This window comes from Dentiradicibacter hellwigii (assembly GCF_041770905.1).
In the GTDB taxonomy this organism is placed as follows: Bacteria; Pseudomonadota; Gammaproteobacteria; order Burkholderiales; family Rhodocyclaceae; genus Propionivibrio; species Propionivibrio hellwigii.
Window position 1 is genome coordinate 1,254,703 of the sequence record NZ_JBEUWX010000002.1, and the last position, 16,257, is coordinate 1,270,959.

General features: G+C 56.6%; 11 protein-coding genes and 2 tRNA genes. 4 read left to right on the forward strand and 9 right to left on the reverse strand.

Annotated features, from left to right (window positions below; translation table 11 throughout):
- Positions 1 to 3: 3 nt before the first annotated feature.
- Complete coding sequence (locus ABCS64_RS08045) at positions 4 to 2,274, reverse strand: ABC transporter substrate-binding protein (RefSeq protein WP_418891917.1); 2,271 nt, start codon at positions 2,272 to 2,274, stop codon at positions 4 to 6.
- A gap of 306 nt (positions 2,275 to 2,580) precedes the next feature.
- Here ABCS64_RS08045 and fabI point away from each other — a divergent pair, with 306 nt between their 5' ends.
- On the forward strand, positions 2,581 to 3,381 hold the full coding sequence (gene fabI, locus ABCS64_RS08050; protein ID WP_418891342.1) for an enoyl-ACP reductase FabI: 801 nt from the start codon (positions 2,581 to 2,583) through the stop codon (positions 3,379 to 3,381).
- Positions 3,382 to 4,094: 713 nt separating this feature from the next.
- Here the strand turns inward: fabI and ABCS64_RS08055 are convergent.
- The 8 genes from ABCS64_RS08055 to tig form a co-directional block, all read right to left on the reverse strand.
- Entirely contained in the window at positions 4,095 to 5,996 is a 1,902-nt protein-coding gene (locus tag ABCS64_RS08055) for a SurA N-terminal domain-containing protein (RefSeq protein WP_418891343.1), read from the reverse strand.
- A gap of 75 nt (positions 5,997 to 6,071) precedes the next feature.
- Positions 6,072 to 6,148: transfer RNA gene (locus ABCS64_RS08060), tRNA-Asp, on the reverse strand.
- Between the two features lie 64 nt (positions 6,149 to 6,212).
- Positions 6,213 to 6,288 (reverse strand) — tRNA-Val (locus ABCS64_RS08065).
- A 24-nt stretch (positions 6,289 to 6,312) separates the two neighbouring features.
- Positions 6,313 to 6,627: an HU family DNA-binding protein gene (locus ABCS64_RS08070; protein ID WP_479686664.1), complete on the reverse strand. Its 315-nt coding sequence runs from the start codon at positions 6,625 to 6,627 to the stop codon at positions 6,313 to 6,315.
- Positions 6,628 to 7,024: 397 nt separating this feature from the next.
- Positions 7,025 to 9,448 (reverse strand): endopeptidase La, encoded by a 2,424-nt coding sequence (gene lon / locus ABCS64_RS08075; protein ID WP_418891344.1) that lies wholly within the window; start codon positions 9,446 to 9,448, stop codon positions 7,025 to 7,027.
- 141 nt (positions 9,449 to 9,589) lie between these two features.
- Positions 9,590 to 10,864, reverse strand: coding sequence for an ATP-dependent Clp protease ATP-binding subunit ClpX (clpX, locus tag ABCS64_RS08080; RefSeq protein WP_418891345.1), 1,275 nt, complete (start codon positions 10,862 to 10,864; stop codon positions 9,590 to 9,592).
- Between the two features lie 49 nt (positions 10,865 to 10,913).
- The gene (clpP, locus tag ABCS64_RS08085) at positions 10,914 to 11,552 is read right to left on the reverse strand and encodes an ATP-dependent Clp endopeptidase proteolytic subunit ClpP (protein ID WP_418891346.1); all 639 of its coding nucleotides are present in this window, start codon (positions 11,550 to 11,552) and stop codon (positions 10,914 to 10,916) included.
- 33 nt (positions 11,553 to 11,585) lie between these two features.
- Positions 11,586 to 13,004 carry a trigger factor gene (gene tig / locus ABCS64_RS08090; RefSeq protein WP_418891347.1) on the reverse strand — a complete coding sequence of 473 codons (1,419 nt, stop codon included), beginning with the start codon at positions 13,002 to 13,004 and terminating at the stop codon, positions 11,586 to 11,588.
- 520 nt (positions 13,005 to 13,524) lie between these two features.
- Between tig and ABCS64_RS08095 the strand changes: the two genes are divergently transcribed.
- The 3 genes from ABCS64_RS08095 to ABCS64_RS08105 all read left to right on the forward strand — a co-directional run bounded on the left by ABCS64_RS08095 (position 13,525) and on the right by ABCS64_RS08105 (position 16,156).
- Complete coding sequence (locus ABCS64_RS08095) at positions 13,525 to 14,094, forward strand: flavin reductase family protein (protein ID WP_418891348.1); 570 nt, start codon at positions 13,525 to 13,527, stop codon at positions 14,092 to 14,094.
- Between the two features lie 415 nt (positions 14,095 to 14,509).
- On the forward strand, positions 14,510 to 15,133 hold the full coding sequence (locus tag ABCS64_RS08100; protein ID WP_418891349.1) for a DUF47 domain-containing protein: 624 nt from the start codon (positions 14,510 to 14,512) through the stop codon (positions 15,131 to 15,133).
- A 12-nt stretch (positions 15,134 to 15,145) separates the two neighbouring features.
- The gene (locus ABCS64_RS08105; RefSeq protein ID WP_418891350.1) at positions 15,146 to 16,156 is read left to right on the forward strand and encodes an inorganic phosphate transporter; all 1,011 of its coding nucleotides are present in this window, start codon (positions 15,146 to 15,148) and stop codon (positions 16,154 to 16,156) included.
- Positions 16,157 to 16,257: the final 101 nt, after the last annotated feature.

Sequence of the window (16,257 nt, forward strand, 5' to 3'; positions counted from 1 at the left end):
CCATCACCGCCTCAATGCGCTGCGCCGTTCGCGGCGGCGCCAGGCGAGCACCGCGGCGATCAGGGTCGCGACGGCGGCGATGGCGACCAACGCCAGCGGCCAGACGACAGGCGGATTCCATGCTTGGCGCAGGCGTTCGCGCGCGGCTGCGTCGATGCGCTGATACTTGAGGCCATTGTTGGCAACATCGTTCGGCTTGCGGTTGTACAGCCAGCTATGGCTAAGCGTGTAGCTCTTGGGATGGAAGCCGAAGATCCACGGCGCATCTTCCTGAAGGATGCGGTTCATGCGCCGGATGATGGCCTGCCGCTGCGACGTATTGTCCATGTTTTTCATGGTCTCGAACAGGCGATCAAATTCGGCATTGACGTAATTGGCCTTATTTTCTCCGCCGTGCGCGAGCATGCCTTCCTTGCTCGAAAAGAGGAAAAAGAAATTTTCCGGATCGGGGTAATCGGCATTCCAGCCGAAAAAGAAAATCTGCACCGCACCTTTGCGCAGCTTTTCCTGAAACCGGTTGAAATCGGTTGAACGGACGACAAGCTGGATGCCGATCTTGGCAAATTGCCGACGCAGCCAGTCGAGCTGTGATTTATCGCCCATGCCGGTGCCCGTGGTGTCGAGGTTGAGCACCAGCGGCTCGCCGGTGTTGGCATCGCGCCCGTTCGGCCAGCCGGCTTCGGCCAGCAGCGCCTTCGCCGCGGCGATGGGTTTACGCCGCGCACGGCCGCCATCCCCATCTTCCGCAGCATGGGAATGCGCCCTCTCCCAGTCATAGACCACGGGATTGATGCCGGCTTCGCCGCTTTCATGGCCGAAAATGCCCGGCGGCAGCGGATTCATGGCGGCGATGCCGCGCCCGTTAAGGAAGATCGAGATGAACTCTTCCTGGTCAATGGCAATCGACAGCGCCTGACGCAGTTTGCGCGCGCGCATCTCGCCGACGCCGTCCTTTCCGCCCACGACGGGGTCGTGCATGTTGAATCCCATATAGAAGATTGCGGCGCGCACGCTGGTCAGCAGGCGGATGCCGCGTTCGCGCATTTCATCGGAGAGCTGCACGTCGCCGCCGACGTTAAGCCGCACGGCCTGGTCGAAGCTATCGGACGAAATGCCAGAAGCGTCGTAATAGCCTTGCAGGAACTTGTTCCAGTACGGGATGCTTTCCTTTTCGCGCGAAAAGACAGCCTGGTCGACCAGCGGCAGCACCTTACCACAGTCGGCCAGCAGGCCGGCGGCTCGGTCGTCCTGCCCGCCCTTGCCCTTCCCTTTGCCCTCCTCGCCCTCACACGGATACGTTTCGCCATGAAAATTCGGATTGCGCGACAGAACCATGCGGCTGTTCGGGTTATTTTCAGTCAGCATGAAGGGGCCAGTACCGACGGGATACCAGTCGAGTGTCAGGTTTTTCTCAGCCATGCCAGGCTGGCTGTAGAAGCGGTCGGCCTCGCGCGGGATGGGCGCAAAAAACGGCATCGCCAGCCAGTAGAGAAACTGCGGGTATTTGCCGATCAGACGCACCCGGTAAGTATAGCGGTCGATGCGCGTGACGCCGCTGAGGGGAAAACGGTCGAGGTCAAGCCAGGTGTCGGGACGCGCGGGCTGCGCGGACTGTGCTGTCTGCAACGCCGCCCCCAGTTCTTTCAGGCCGACGATGTGGCCGGCCATCAGCCCGAAAACCGGCGAGTTCAGACGCGGATGCGCCAACCGTTTGATCTGGTAGATGTAATCGTCGGCGATCAGCTCGCGCGTTCCGGTGTGTGTCAAGTCGGCCAGCGTGCGGATCGATCTTAGGCGTGCCGCATCAAGATTGGCATAAACCGGCACACCCGCAGCATCGACGGCAAAAGCCGGGTGCGGCTGGTAAAGGATGCCTGGCTTGATGCGGATTTCGTATTCGCTGAAAGCGATGCGTGCCGCCGGCGCATCGGGTGGCAGCGGTTCGCCCGAGGCGTCGAGATAACGCACTTCGGGCACGGCTTCGGCGGTTGCCGGGATCAGCTCATATGGCCGTTTCAGATAATGGTATTGCAGCGGCGGCTCATAAATTTGCCCGGTAAAAACGCTTTCATCCTCGGTATAGGATTGCGCCGGATCGAGGTGTTTCGGCCGCTCGATAAATGCCGTGTAGAAGATGTTGCGGCCGCGCTCGACGGCAGGGTACGGATCGTTCCATTCATTGCCGCAGCCGGTGATTGCCAGCAAAACCGCCCCGGCGAGCAGATGCGCGGCACAGCGGATGCTGCACGGCAGCGCGCGCAACAAGCGCCGCATAGGGTCGGCAAGTACGGTGAAATCGGCGGGCAACGAAAAGCAGGACATGGGCGGAGTTTAACCCGACCCGCGTTCTCACGCATTGCACCGCGCCGGCAAAAACGCGCCAGCGCAGGCAGTATCGGGACGGGTCGCGAAATCTTTTATAATTTCCCTGCTGAAAAACGTCCGGAAAGGCATAACAACAATCCGCCGCCGATCTGGCCGTGCGTGCGCCGTTGGCCGTTTTTTTGTTTCGTCCGGCACATTCGGTGTATTCGCCGCATTGGCGGTATCTGTTGCCACTCACACTGTACGGGAGCATTTATGGGATTTCTTGCTGACAAACGCATTCTGATCTGCGGCCTTCTCTCCAAGCATTCGATCGCCTACGGCATTGCCAAGGCGTGCCATCGGGAAGGCGCGCGCCTGGCCTTCACCTATCAGAACGAACGCTTTCAGGATCGCCTCACCAAATTTGCCGCCGAATTTGACAGCACGCTGGTTTTTCCCTGCGACGTTGCCGAAGACGCCCAGATTGACGGGCTGTTCGCCGAACTGGGCAAACATTGGGACGGGCTGGATGGTCTCGTGCATTCGGTCGCCTATGCGCCGGGAGAGGCCATCGAAGGCGATTTTCTCGACGGATTGTCGCGCGAAGCCTTCCGCATCGCGCACGATGTCTCGTCTTACAGCTATCCGGCGCTGGCCAAGGCGGCGCGCCCCATGCTGCTCAAGGGCAACCACCCGTCGCTACTGGCGATGACCTATTTGGGCGCCGAGCGCACGATGCCGAACTACAACACGATGGGTCTGGCCAAAGCCAGCCTCGAGGCGGCAACGCGTTATCTGGCCTTCTGCCTCGGCCCGCAAGGCATCCGGGCCAATGCGATTTCGGCCGGCCCGATCAAAACACTGGCCGCTTCCGGGATCGGCAATTTCGGCAAGCTATTGAGCTACAACGCGCAGCATGCACCGCTGCGCCGCAATGTCACCATTGAGGAAGTCGGCAACGCCGCGGCTTTCCTGCTCTCCGACCTGTCCAGCGCAATCACCGGCGAGATTCTCTATGTCGACGGCGGCATAAACACGACAGCGCTCGGCAACCAGGACGCGCTATCGGCCTAAAGCATGGGCCTGGAGCCCGCGTCCCTTGGGGGTTTCCGGGACGGCATCATCCGGTCATATCATGGCCGGCACACAGACTATCCGGACGCTACGGCGTCCGGAATTTCTTTCTTTTTCAGCTCGCTGCGCACCGTTTCCGGCGCCTTCGCGGCATTCCAGGCGTTATGCCGGCCGGATCCCCATCACAGTCTCGGCCACAGTGCATCCATTTTCCCATCTACCGCATGGATAACGGGGACAGCGGCAATAAGCGCGGTTGGATACTGGCGCCCAGAACGCCGACAAGTCGTTTTATCGGGAAAATCCGGGCGGCTTGCTGCCTGACGCAAGCATCTTTCTTGAGGCTGCATTGAGGCAGCGATGAGCAGCGGCATGGATCAGCAGTCCAGGGGGCAAGGACCTGCCCGTCCGGCCATGTCATCTGGTGCAAATGCAAACTGCCTATTTGCCTGAGCCATGACCGATGGCCAAACCAGGCCGCCCAATCCGGCGTCCGTTACGCCTGAACACGCGGCATTCACAGTATTTTCGCCCCCATTCACGGCACACTTTGCCCGTTACACTCCATGCGGAATGACGAGCTGTGAAACCTGCCGCGACACAATCACACACTGACCAGAGTCAGCCATTTCCATCGTTTCATCGCTTATTCCGCCAAAAGTGTAGAAAAGCGGATTGGAATTGGAATTTGGGATTTGGGATTCGGTTCGGGTTCAGCGCTCCCGGCTTTCCAGCAGCGATTTGTTGATGTCAATCTTGTAGCGGGCGCGCAGCGCGTTGATATACGCGGAAAGATCCTCCTGCGCCAGAATGCCCGCGTATTGGCGCTCCAGTGCCTTGCGCCGCGTTTCATCCAGCTTCTCCGGTGGAACGAGCTTGACAAGCTTGTAAAGCGAATAACCGCCGCGCACATTGACCCCCACGTAGGCGGGGAGTTTTTCCGTTTCGGCCTGGAACAATGGGCGTACCGCTTCTGCAGGCAAGTCACCGCGCTGCATCCGGGTCGCTGTTTTTAGCGGCGACCAGCTCACCTTGTCGGCCTCGCCTTTCTGCAAGGCGGCCAGATGCGCTTTGCCCGACTCCTCGGCCAGTCTTCCCGCCTCGCGCGCGGTCAGCAGTTTTTCGATTTCACTTTTGACAGACTCGAAGGGTTTGAGCGCAGCGGCCTTGTGTTCGATCACCCGCGCCGCGAGCAAAGTATTCGGCGCAACTTCGACTGCCTCAATGTTGCGCTTGTTCTTGATGGCATCGTCCGAAAACAATGCAGCCCGCACCTTTTCGTTACCCAAGAGGCCGAGCGCTGCCGCCTCCTGCGGCGTCGCGTTCCGGGCAATCCAGCCACTCTGCTGCGGTTGGAGCTTGAAGCCCTCGGCCGCCGCCTGCAAGCTGTCCGGCTGTTCATAAACCATGTTGCTGAAGCTTTCTGCAGATTCGGCAAATTTTTGCAGCGCCGCCTGCTGCCGGAGGTCTTTCTCAATGTCGGCGCGCACGCTCTCCAACGGCAGCAGCTTGGCCGGCTTGATGCCTGTCAGTTTGATGATGTGATAGCCAAAATCCGATTCGACCACATCGGAAATCTCACCGTTTTTAAGGCTGAAAACCGCGTCTTCAAAGGGTTTGACCATCGCGTCGCGGCCAAAATAACCCAGATCGCCACCATTCCCCGCCGAACCTGGATCTTGTGAGTGCTGCTTAGCCAGGTCGGCGAACTTGGCGGGCGTTTTGCGGACTTCCTTGAGCAATTCTTCAGCCTTTTTTCTGGCGGCCGCTTTTTCGCCGTCATTTTTGGCGGTAATCAAAATATGGCTGGCACGCCGCTCTTCCGCTTGCTGGTAGCGATCCTTGCCGGCTTCATAGGCGGCCTTGACTTCCGCCTCGCTAATGGCTGCCTGCGCTGCCAATGCGTCCGGCGAGAGCACCAGAAACTCCGCTTTAACCTGCTCGGGCGTCTCGAATTGCGCTTTATTGTCGTTGTAATATTTTTCGGCTGCGTCAGCAGCAAGTTTGACCTGCGCAGTAAATTGTCCGGGGGCAATATGATGTTCCGCGTACTGCCGCCCGCCCAGCTGAATATCGAGCAGCGCATCGGCCTGCGCCTGCGATACGAAAGCCGTCTCGCTAACGGCATCCATCAGTTGCTGAATCGTCAGATCCTGGCGGTACATTGCCTCGAACTGCGGTTTCGACATCCCTTGAGCATTGAGCAGACGGTTGTATCTTTCCAGCGAAAACTTGCCGTTATCCTGCAAAGCCGGAATCTTGTTGATTTCGTTTACGAGCGCAGCGTTGCTGACCACCATGCGGTTCTGACTCGAATCAAGCAATAGAAGCCGCCGGTCGATCAGCGAGTTGAGCACACTCATGCGGGCATCCAAAGAATTAAGCATCTCCGGCCTGAACGATTCGCCCATCGACCGGCGCAGTTGATCCTGACGTTCGCGCATCGCCAGCTCAAATTCATGTGCGGTAATTTTTGTATCGCCGACGCGGGCGACATCATCCCCCGCGCCCGAATTTCGGACATACGCTTCGATGCCAAAAAAGGCAAAAGGCAGCGTAATCAGGGCCAGAAAAACTTGTACGATCTTCTGATTATTTCTGACGGCATCGAACATGGTAGTGTGCCTAACTCAAACGACAAAAATACGAATCAAAAAAGAAAAGGCGAACTCACGTTCGCCTTTGAAAACTGGCGGAGTGGACGGGACTCGAACCCGCGACCCCCGGCGTGACAGGCCGGTATTCTAACCAACTGAACTACCACTCCAGAGAGCAGATCAGGCAAAGCGCCAATTTTACAGCAGAGGGAGTTTTGCCATCTCTCGCCTGAATGGTGGGTGCTGACGGGTTCGAACCGCCGACATCCAGCTTGTAAGGCTAGCGCTCTACCAACTGAGCTAAGCACCCGCTATGCGCCAGAACGCAAAGCGCTTAGTTTACTGCATCTTTTAGCCCTTTTCCAGCACGGAACTTCGGCACCTTGGCCGCTTTGATTTTCAGTGTTGCACCGGTTTGCGGGTTACGTCCGACACGGGCGGCGCGTTTGCCGACGTAGAAAGTCCCAAAACCAACGAGTGAAACAGAACCGCCTTTTTTGAGAGAGGCTTTGACGGTCGTGATCGTCGCATCAAGCGCACGCCCCGCGGCAGCCTTAGAAATCTCAGCGGATGCGGCGATCCGGTCGATCAGCTCGGCCTTATTCATAATGACCTCCTTTGCAGTCGTTGAGGAAAAAGGTGGCGTCATGGCCTGATTCCGGCCTAGCATCAGCAAAAACATATCCGGCCAGGTAAAGTCCGTCGGGTGCATGAGTACAGACAGGCACCACACATTACGGGAAACCGGCATCAGTCATACGCGTAGTGGCGCATCTGACAACATGAGGTCAGCGCTGTCAAGATCTGTGCCGATAGCATATGCTTATCCGGCGGGAAAATCACTATCCATTCTTTATCGTCGCCAACAGCATTGGCTCGCCGTTCTGTATTTGCCACAGACTTCTTGTCCCATCTGCGACTACCCTTTTTCCAGCGCAAACGAATTCACTGAGCACATGAGCACAGCGCTCATTCAGCCACTCGTAAGGAGCCAATGGATTGTAAGGGAGCCCTCTGCCGCCACCGTGGGTAGCGGCGGATTCCAATCAGTGCGTGACAACCGATGGCGCAGTCGATGATGTGTCGCTATTTTCCGGAACGGCCGCAACCACCTTTGTTTCCGGCAAAGGAGTCGGTACTTGCGCCAGCGCCAGTTCGAGCACCTTGTCGATCCATCTGACCGGAATAATTTCAAGCCGATTCTTGATCGTATCGGGCATCTCGGCCAAATCGCGTACGTTTTCTTCCGGAATCAGCACCCGCGCCAGGCCACCGCGCACCGCCGCCAGCAATTTTTCCTTGAGGCCGCCAATCGGCAACACTTCACCGCGCAGCGTAATTTCACCGGTCATCGCCACGTCGCAACGCACTGGAATACCGGTCAGTGAAGACACCATCGCGGTCGTCATGGCAATTCCTGCCGACGGCCCATCCTTAGGCGTTGCACCTTCGGGTACATGGATATGGATGTCGCGTTTTTCAAATACATCATCCGAGATTCCAAGACGCTGGGCACGGGCGCGCACCACAGAACGCGCGGCTTCTACCGACTCCTTCATAACATCGCCCAGCGAGCCTGTCATCGTCGTCTTTCCCTTGCCTGGCAAAACGACCGACTCAATGGTCAGCAACTCGCCGCCCACTTCCGTCCACGCCAGTCCGGTCACCTGGCCGATCTGGTTTTCACGCTCCGCCACACCGAAGGTATAGCGACGCACACCGAGAAATTTATCGAGATTACGCGCGGATACGGCGATGCGTTTCTGGTTTTTTCTGAGCAGTAACGTTTTGACTACCTTGCGACAGATTTTTGAAATTTCACGTTCCAGTGCACGCACGCCCGCTTCACGCGTGTAATAACGGACGATATCCCGCAACGCCGCTTCAGCGACCGTCAGCTCGGTCTTTTTCAGGCCGTTGGCTTTCATCTGCTTGGGCAGTAAATAACGCTGGGCAATATTGATCTTTTCATCTTCGGTGTAACCCGATAGGCGAATAACCTCCATGCGATCGAGCAGCGGCGCCGGAATATTCAGCGTATTCGCCGTTGCGACGAACATGACTTCCGACAGATCGTACTCAACTTCAGCGTAATGATCGACGAAGGTTGAATTCTGCTCGGGATCAAGTACTTCGAGTAATGCGGATGATGGATCACCTCGGAAATCCTGCCCCATCTTATCGACTTCATCGAGCAGGAAAAGCGGATTTTTGACGCCGACTTTAGTCATATTCTGCAGAATCTTGCCTGGCATGGAGCCAATATAAGTGCGGCGATGGCCACGAATTTCGGCTTCATCGCGCACGCCACCCAGGCTCATGCGCACAAACTTGCGGCAGGTAGCACTGGCAATCGACTGGCCGAGTGAGGTTTTACCGACGCCAGGCGGCCCAACGAGGCAGAGAATCGGCGCTTTGAGTCGATCGACGCGTTGCTGCACGGCCAGATATTCGATGATCCGTTCCTTGACCTTTTCCAATCCCCAGTGATCTTTATCGAGCACCTTGCCGGCGGCAGCCAGATCCTTACTAATGCGCGTTTTTTTGCGCCACGGCAGGCCGATCAGCGTTTCGATGAAGTTGCGCACGACCGACGCCTCAGCCGACATCGGCGACATCAGCCGCAGTTTTTTCAGTTCTGCCTGAACTTTGGCCATGCCCTCCTTGCTCATGCCAGCATCTTTGGCCTTTTTCTCCAGCTCCTCAATATCATTACCTTCTTCACCTTCACCCAGCTCTTTCTGGATGGCTTTAACCTGCTCATTGAGGTAATACTCGCGTTGGCTCTTTTCCATCTGGCGTTTAACGCGACCGCGAATGCGTTTTTCAACCTGGAGAATATCGATTTCCGCTTCAAGCTGAGAAAGTAGGCGTTCGATGCGAGCGCGAACGTCGAACAGTTCGAGCACTTCCTGTTTCTGTTCGAGTTTGAGCGGCAAGTGGGCGGCAATGGTGTCGGCCAGACGTCCGGCTTCATCAATATTGGCGACCGATCCCAGGATTTCCGGCGGGATCTTTTTGTTGAGCTTAACGTACTGGTCAAACTGGGCAATGACGGCACGGCGCAGCGCTTCGACCTCGTGCTCGACGCCCTGCCCCGGCAGCACGGGCTGCACGAGGGCAACGAACATGTCATCCCGCGTTGAGATTGAGGTAATACGCCCTCGTTGCGTTCCCTCGACCAGCACCTTGACCGTACCGTCAGGCAGCTTGAGCATTTGCAGAATATTGGCGACACACCCGATTTCGTAAAGATCCTCCGCCTCCGGCTCATCTTTGCCCGCCGATTTTTGGGCAACCAGCATGATGCCCTTGCCGGCCTCCATCGCCGCTTCCAGCGACTTGATCGACTTGGGACGACCGACAAAAAGCGGAATTACCATATGCGGAAAAACAACGACATCGCGCAAAGGCAACAACGGCAATTCGGTCGGCGTGTTGGAAAGCAGAAAATTCGTAGCAGAAGACATCAGTCATACTCCAGAAATGGCGATCACAACGCCAGATGAGGGCGTTCCGCCGTATTTCAATCGCGTTCAGTCGGCGCGGACACGCCTCGCTGACGGCAGGCAAGCCCTACCTGCCGTCACTACGTTTAAGGCAATTTATATTCAGCTGGCGCTGGAGGTTTTGGGAGAATCAGCGTAAATCAGGATCGGTTTGGTATCCGTATCAATCATGGCCTCGTCGACCACAACCTTGACTACATTCCCCATCCCGGGCAATTCATACATGGTATCGAGCAACGCCGACTCCAGGATCGAACGCAGTCCGCGCGCGCCGGTCTTGCGTTCAAGCGCGCGCCTGGCAACGGCCGCCATCGCCGCCGGGCGGATTTCAAGCTCGACGCCCTCCATGGCAAACAGTTTTTGATACTGTTTGACCAACGCATTTTTCGGCTCCGTCAAAATCTGCACTAACGCGTCATTGGATAATTCTTCCAGCGTGGCGACGACAGGTAAGCGGCCGATCAATTCGGGAATCAGGCCAAACTTAACAAGGTCTTCCGGCTCGACAGTACGCAGGATTTCGCCAATGGCCTTTTTGTCTTCCTTGCTCTTGACCTCGGCGCCGAATCCCATTCCTCCTTTTTCGGAACGGGCACGGATGATTTTTTCCAAGCCATCGAAAGCGCCACCACAGACAAACAGGATATTGGATGTATCGACCCGCACGAAATCCTGCCCCGGGTGCTTACGCCCCCCCTGCGGCGGCACCGAAGCAATCGTCCCTTCGATCAGCTTGAGCAATGCCTGCTGTACGCCCTCGCCCGATACATCGCGGGTAATCGACGGATTGTCGGATTTGCGAGAAATCTTGTCGATCTCATCGATATAGACGATACCGCGTTGCGCTTTCTCAATGTCGTAGTCACAATTTTGCAACAGCTTCTGGATGATATTTTCGACGTCTTCGCCGACATAGCCGGCCTCGGTAAGCGTCGTTGCGTCGGCCATGACGAACGGCACATCCAGCATGCGCGCCATCGTCTGCGCCAATAGCGTCTTGCCGGAACCCGTCGGGCCGATGAGCAGAATATTGCTCTTGGCCAGCTCAACGTCGTTATCCAGCTTGCCGCGATGGCGCAAGCGTTTGTAATGGTTGTACACCGCGACGGAAAGACTGCGCTTGGCGGTTTCCTGCCCAATCACATACTGATCGAGCAATGCCTTGATTTCTTTGGGCGTCGGCAAATCCTTACGCGCAGCCTTGGCGTTGTCCTGTTCATCCTCGGCTTCGTCACGAATGATGTCGTTGCACAAATTGATGCATTCATCACAGATGAACACCGATTCGCCGGCAATCAGTTTTTTCACCTCATGCTGGCTCTTACCGCAAAAGGAACAGTACAAGAGTTTTTCGCTACCGCCTTGTTTTTCTACCATCGACAACCCCAAAACCCGCCATTGAACTGCTCAATAAAATAAACCATGTTTAGGCTGCACCGCGTTTTTCAAGCACCTTATCGATCAGGCCATATTCCGCCGCTTCCTGCGCAGAGAGGAAGTTATCCCGATCCGTATCCCGCTCAATGCGCTCGATCGGCTGACCCGTATGCTGCGCCATGATGGCATTGAGCTTGGCACGCAAGGAGAGGATTTCCTTGGCATGGATGGCAATATCCGAGGCCTGCCCCTGAAAACCGCCCATTGGTTGATGGATCATGACCCGCGAATTGGGCAGAGCAAAACGCTTGCCTTTGGCGCCAGCGCATAGCAAAAATGCGCCCATCGAGGCCGCCTGTCCCATACACAGCGTCGACACGTCGGGCTTGACGAATTGCATAGTGTCGTAGATCGACATGCCGGCAGATACTGAGCCACCCGGCGAGTTAATGTAGAAATAAATATCCTTGTCTGGATTTTCGGCTTCGAGAAACAACAACTGGGCAACCACCAAATTGGCGCTCACGTCATTGACCGGTCCGACCAGGAAAATGACCCGTTCCTTGAGCAGGCGCGAATAAATATCATAGGCGCGCTCGCCGCGCCCGCTCTGCTCGATAACCATCGGCACCATGCCGAGCGCCTGCGGATCGAAATGCCCGGCGGCGGTGAAAGAATCAAGACTCATACCCTCTTCCCCTACCTGTTTGCACAACGCCGCCTAGAACGGGCGCGCGCCCATCAGTTCGTCGAAAACAATGGGTTTGTCAACAACCTTAACCTGCGAGAGCACCCAATTGACCACATTATCCTCGATGGCGATGCCCTCGATTTCCGCCAGGCGCTGCGGGTTGGCGTAGTACCAGCGCACCACGTCTTGCGGATGCTCGTAACTCTGCGCCACATCCTCAACGATCGCTTTGATTTGATCTGGCTTGGGTTGCAGCGCATGCGTCTTGACCGCTTCGGAAAGAATCAGACCGAGCGTCACACGACGTTTGGCCTGATCGGCGAACCATTCGCGCTGAATCGGAAAGTCCTTCATTCTGGCGCCGCCGCGTTGCGTCATTTCCTGGCGGGCATTTTCCGCCAGATGGTTAATTTCCATCTCGATCAGCGCCTTCGGCGTTTCAACCGGATTGACCTTGAGCAGCGCTTCCATCACCTGATCCTTGACCCGGCTCTGCAAGCGTTTCTTGACCTCACGCTTGAGGTTGCCTTCGATTTCAGCACGCATTTTGTCCACGTCGCCGTTACCGATGCCGAGCGCCTTGGCAAATTCGCCATCAATATCGGGCAGGATGGCCTGCCCCACCTCCTTGACGGACACCTCGAAAGTCACCGCCTTGCCGGCCAGATCGGGCGCCTGATAATCGGCGGGGAACGTCATTTCAAAGGACTTCGATTCGCCTGCCTTCAGCCCCTCCACGGCCGCCTCGAAATCGGCCAGCATGGCGCCCTCGCCCAGCACGAACGGAAAGCCCTTCGCCTCACCGCCCTGGAAGGCTTCGCCGTCCTTTTTACCGAAGAAGTCGATGATTACGCGATCTCCCTTGGCGGCAGCGCGCTCAACCGGCTCATAGCGTACGCGCTGTTTGCGCAGCACTTCCAAGGTGCGATCCAGTTCGGCCGGACCGACTTCCAGTGTGGGACGCTCAATTTCGATATCCGCCAGATCGCCCAGGACAATATCCGGATACACCTCGAAAATCGCCGTAAATTCAAGGGGCGGCAGCGCACCATCCTGCGCACTGTCTTGTGCCGTAGCCGCCTTTTTTGCCTCCGGCGCTTTATCCTGTTTGGCTTCGATGCGCGGATTGCCCGCTACGCGCAGGTTCTGCGCCCGGACAGCCTCGCCGAACGCCTTGTCCAGCGCCGCATTCAGCGCTTCGTAATACGCTTCCTGTCCATACTGCCGACGGATGACGCTGGCTGGCACTTTACCCGGGCGAAAGCCGGGCATTTTGACCGTCTTGCCGATCTTGCGCAGACGCTGTTCGATATCTTTTTCGAGATCAGCCGCCGCAAGGGAAAGGTCCAGACGGCGCTCCAGCGCACTGGGTGCCGCCGGTGCGGCGTTGTCAGCATGGGCGGCGGCATTCTCGGCGTTCGCATTCGTATCGGTTGCGTTCGTTTCCATTGAAAATCCTCAAAAATCTCGAAAAAATAGTAGAAAAATGCAGGAGAAAAATTCTGAAAAATACGGCGTGTTTGGCAAGAATCCTGGAGTTAACAGCCGAAGCGGTTATTTTTTAGTCCGTTCCACGGGATACTCACGGAAAACCGCACAAAACACCTGCCTGACGCCTTCAACTCCAGTCATTTGCCTTATTGAAGTCTGGCCTAGGCGCGCGATTGTAACATACCGCTCAAGGCCAATGATTTCCGCCAACGCCTGATGCCAACAGGCATTACGCCGCATCAGCCGACAATGCCGAATTTCAAACGAGGGCATCATTCGGGCATTACATCTCCCTTCCGCGCAGGCAACATTGCACTCGATATTCTTGGCTGTAACGGCCTGGTTAATCGATGCACAGCCGGCTTTTTCCGCCCCTTTTGCAGGCTTTGCCACATGGAAACGACGCCTTAAAATACATCGCCTGAAATACTTCAGTCATCGCTATCGCCATTCAACATCACATATAAAGGAACCGCTCATGGCCATTCAGTCTGTTCCTCTTGCCAAGTTTTATCGCCTGATGAATCACGGCCCCGTGACCTTGGTTTCCGCCAAGCATAACGGCGTAGAAAACGCAATGTCGGTGGCGTGGGCCTGCGCTTTGGACTTCGACAAGGTCTCCATCGTGGTTGCCAGCACGGCTTACACCCGCGGCCTGATCGAGAAAAGCGGCTATTTCGCCGTACAAATCCCTACCGTTCGCCAGGCGGAGCTGGTGCTGGATATGGGAGAAAGCCGGCATGAAAACCCAGACAAAATGCGGGATGTCGGCCGTTTTTACCAGGACGGTTTTGATGTCCCGCTGATCAAGGACTGCGCAGCATGGATCATCTGCCAGCTCATCACGGAACCGCATAACCAGCAGACTTACGACCTACTCATCGGCAAAGTTTTAGGCGCTTGGGCGGATGACCGCATTTTCAGCCACGGCCATTGGCTTTTCGACACCGCTCCCGATGAACTGCGCACCTTGCATTACGTGGCAGGCGGCCAATTCTACGCCATCGGCAAGGGCATCAAGTTCGATCGCGGGCCGGACATGGACTGAAGCGCGCTGCCGGTGTTTGTCGCCCGACGCCTGCCTTTGACCGCCGGAAATAAAAACCAACGACTAGACCAACGACCGGCCGGCGAAAAAACGATGAAGCTGCGGTGAAAAATGTGCGAAAACGGCGGCGGCCAGCCGCACAGAAGCCGGTTCCGGATAACGGGCAGACAGGCGAATTGGTCAGATGTTGCCGAAAGGATAAATATAAGGGAGCGTGGGAGCGCGCCCCGCTGAAAGCCTTGACTGGCCTGGACTTGCGCTGCCCGCTAGCCCGCGTGGATTGGGCATTTGCGGCCATGCCCGTCAAAACCGCATGCGCAGGCCCCCCTCCGGGCAAATCATTTGGCACCTGGCGAGATGATAGAATGAGCGCCATCTCTCAACCATCCCCCTTCTCACCATGTTCTCGCGACTCATGCCCCAAGAAGGGAAATTCTTCGATCTGTTTGATGCGCACGCCGAACAGATGGTGCAGGGTAGCCATGCCCTGCTGAACATGCTGAACACGTTCAACCATTCGACGACGCAAGCAGATAGCCAGCGCGCTCTAGTCGATGCCTCTGAAGAACGCGGCGACAAGATTAAGGCCGAAACGCTGCAGCAATTGCACAAATCGTTCATCACACCGCTTGACCGGGAAGAAATTCACCAGTTGAGTACTGGCTTCGACGGCATTCTCGATCTGATTCAGGACAGCGCACACACCATTTCGCTTTACAACATCCGCCACGTTCCGGAAGAGGCCATTCGGCTGAGCGAGCTGATCGTCGGCTGTACCGAATATCTGAAGCAGGCGGTATTCCTGCTCCGCTCAATGGATAATGCCAGCGAGATTCTCGCCTTCTGCAATAAGATCGACGGGCTGGAATATCAAGCGGATCAGATCATGCGTGGCGCCATTTCGCGCCTGTTCCGTGATGAACCGGATGTGCGCGAGCTGATCAAGTTCAAGGCCATTTATGAATTGCTGGAAGTGATCACCGATCGTTGTGAGGAAACGGCGATCATCATCGAGGGTATCGTTCTCGAAAACTCCTGACGGGCATCGTCGATGGAACATCTGAACATCAGTCTGGGCGTCCTGGCACTGTTGCTCTTTATGGCTTTGGCCTTCGATTTCATGAATGGATTTCATGATGCGGCCAACGCGATTGCCACGGTGGTTTCAACACGCGTGCTCAAGCCGCATACGGCGGTTGTTCTAGCTGCAACGTGCAATGCAATCGCCATTTTCGTCTTCGATCTCAAAGTCGCCGCAACCGTCGGCAAGGGCACGATCGAGGCTACAATCATCGACCATTACGTTATTTTCGGTGCATTGGCCGGCGCCATCGCATGGAATGTGATCACTTGGTATTACGGAATTCCGTCTTCTTCGTCACATGCCCTGATCGGCGGCCTGATCGGACCCGCACTGGTCAAGGCCGGGCCTGCGGCGCTAATTTCAGGCGGCATCATCAAGACAATCGCATTCATCTTTATTTCCCCCCTGCTCGGCGTGCTGCTCGGGTCGATGATGATGATCCTAATATCCTGGTTGTTTCGCAGAACACCACCACGCCGTGTCGACATCTGGTCACGTCGCCTGCAACTGATCTCAGCCTCAGCGTATGCGCTCGGTCACGGCGGCAACGACGCTCAAAAAACGATCGGGATCATCTGGATGCTGCTGATTGCGGCCGGCATGACCGATCTGCATGCCAGCATGCCACCGCTATGGGTCGTCATTGCCTGCCACGCAGTGATCGGTTTGGGGACAGTGGTTGGCGGCTGGCGGATCGTTAAACTCATGGGGCAGAAAATTACCAAACTGCGTCCCGTCGGCGGCTTTTGTGCCCAGACAGGGGGAGCAGTTACCCTCTTCTTTGCCACCTGGCTAGGGATCCCCGTCTCGACGACACACACCATTACCGGCGCTATCGTGGGCGTCGGCGCCACCCGGCGGCTTTCCGCCGTGCGCTGGGGCGTCGCCGGCACCATCGTCTGGGCGTGGATATTGACGATTCCCTGTAGCGCCCTAATCTCGGCACTATGCTGGTATGTAGGACGCGCGCTAATTTAAAGCGTCACACTGGGCTTAAAAGCCTCTCTGCCCCTCTCTGCCCCTCTCTGCCCATTCATTCTATCGGCTACGCAACTTGGATGATGCTGTGGTGCGAGCCT

Coding starts and splice junctions, on each gene's coding strand:
- ABCS64_RS08055 (WP_418891343.1), bottom strand. CDS start 5,996: ATGTTCGATGCCGTCAGAAATAATCAGAAGATCGTACAAGTTTTTCTG.
- ABCS64_RS08045 (WP_418891917.1), bottom strand. CDS start 2,274: ATGCGGCGCTTGTTGCGCGCGCTGCCGTGCAGCATCCGCTGTGCCGCG.
- ABCS64_RS08070 (WP_479686664.1), bottom strand. CDS start 6,627: ATGACGCCACCTTTTTCCTCAACGACTGCAAAGGAGGTCATTATGAAT.
- clpP (WP_418891346.1), bottom strand. CDS start 11,552: ATGAGTCTTGATTCTTTCACCGCCGCCGGGCATTTCGATCCGCAGGCG.
- ABCS64_RS08100 (WP_418891349.1), top strand. CDS start 14,510: ATGCCCCAAGAAGGGAAATTCTTCGATCTGTTTGATGCGCACGCCGAA.
- tig (WP_418891347.1), bottom strand. CDS start 13,004: ATGGAAACGAACGCAACCGATACGAATGCGAACGCCGAGAATGCCGCC.
- ABCS64_RS08105 (WP_418891350.1), top strand. CDS start 15,146: ATGGAACATCTGAACATCAGTCTGGGCGTCCTGGCACTGTTGCTCTTT.
- ABCS64_RS08095 (WP_418891348.1), top strand. CDS start 13,525: ATGGCCATTCAGTCTGTTCCTCTTGCCAAGTTTTATCGCCTGATGAAT.
- lon (WP_418891344.1), bottom strand. CDS start 9,448: ATGTCTTCTGCTACGAATTTTCTGCTTTCCAACACGCCGACCGAATTG.
- clpX (WP_418891345.1), bottom strand. CDS start 10,864: ATGGTAGAAAAACAAGGCGGTAGCGAAAAACTCTTGTACTGTTCCTTT.
- fabI (WP_418891342.1), top strand. CDS start 2,581: ATGGGATTTCTTGCTGACAAACGCATTCTGATCTGCGGCCTTCTCTCC.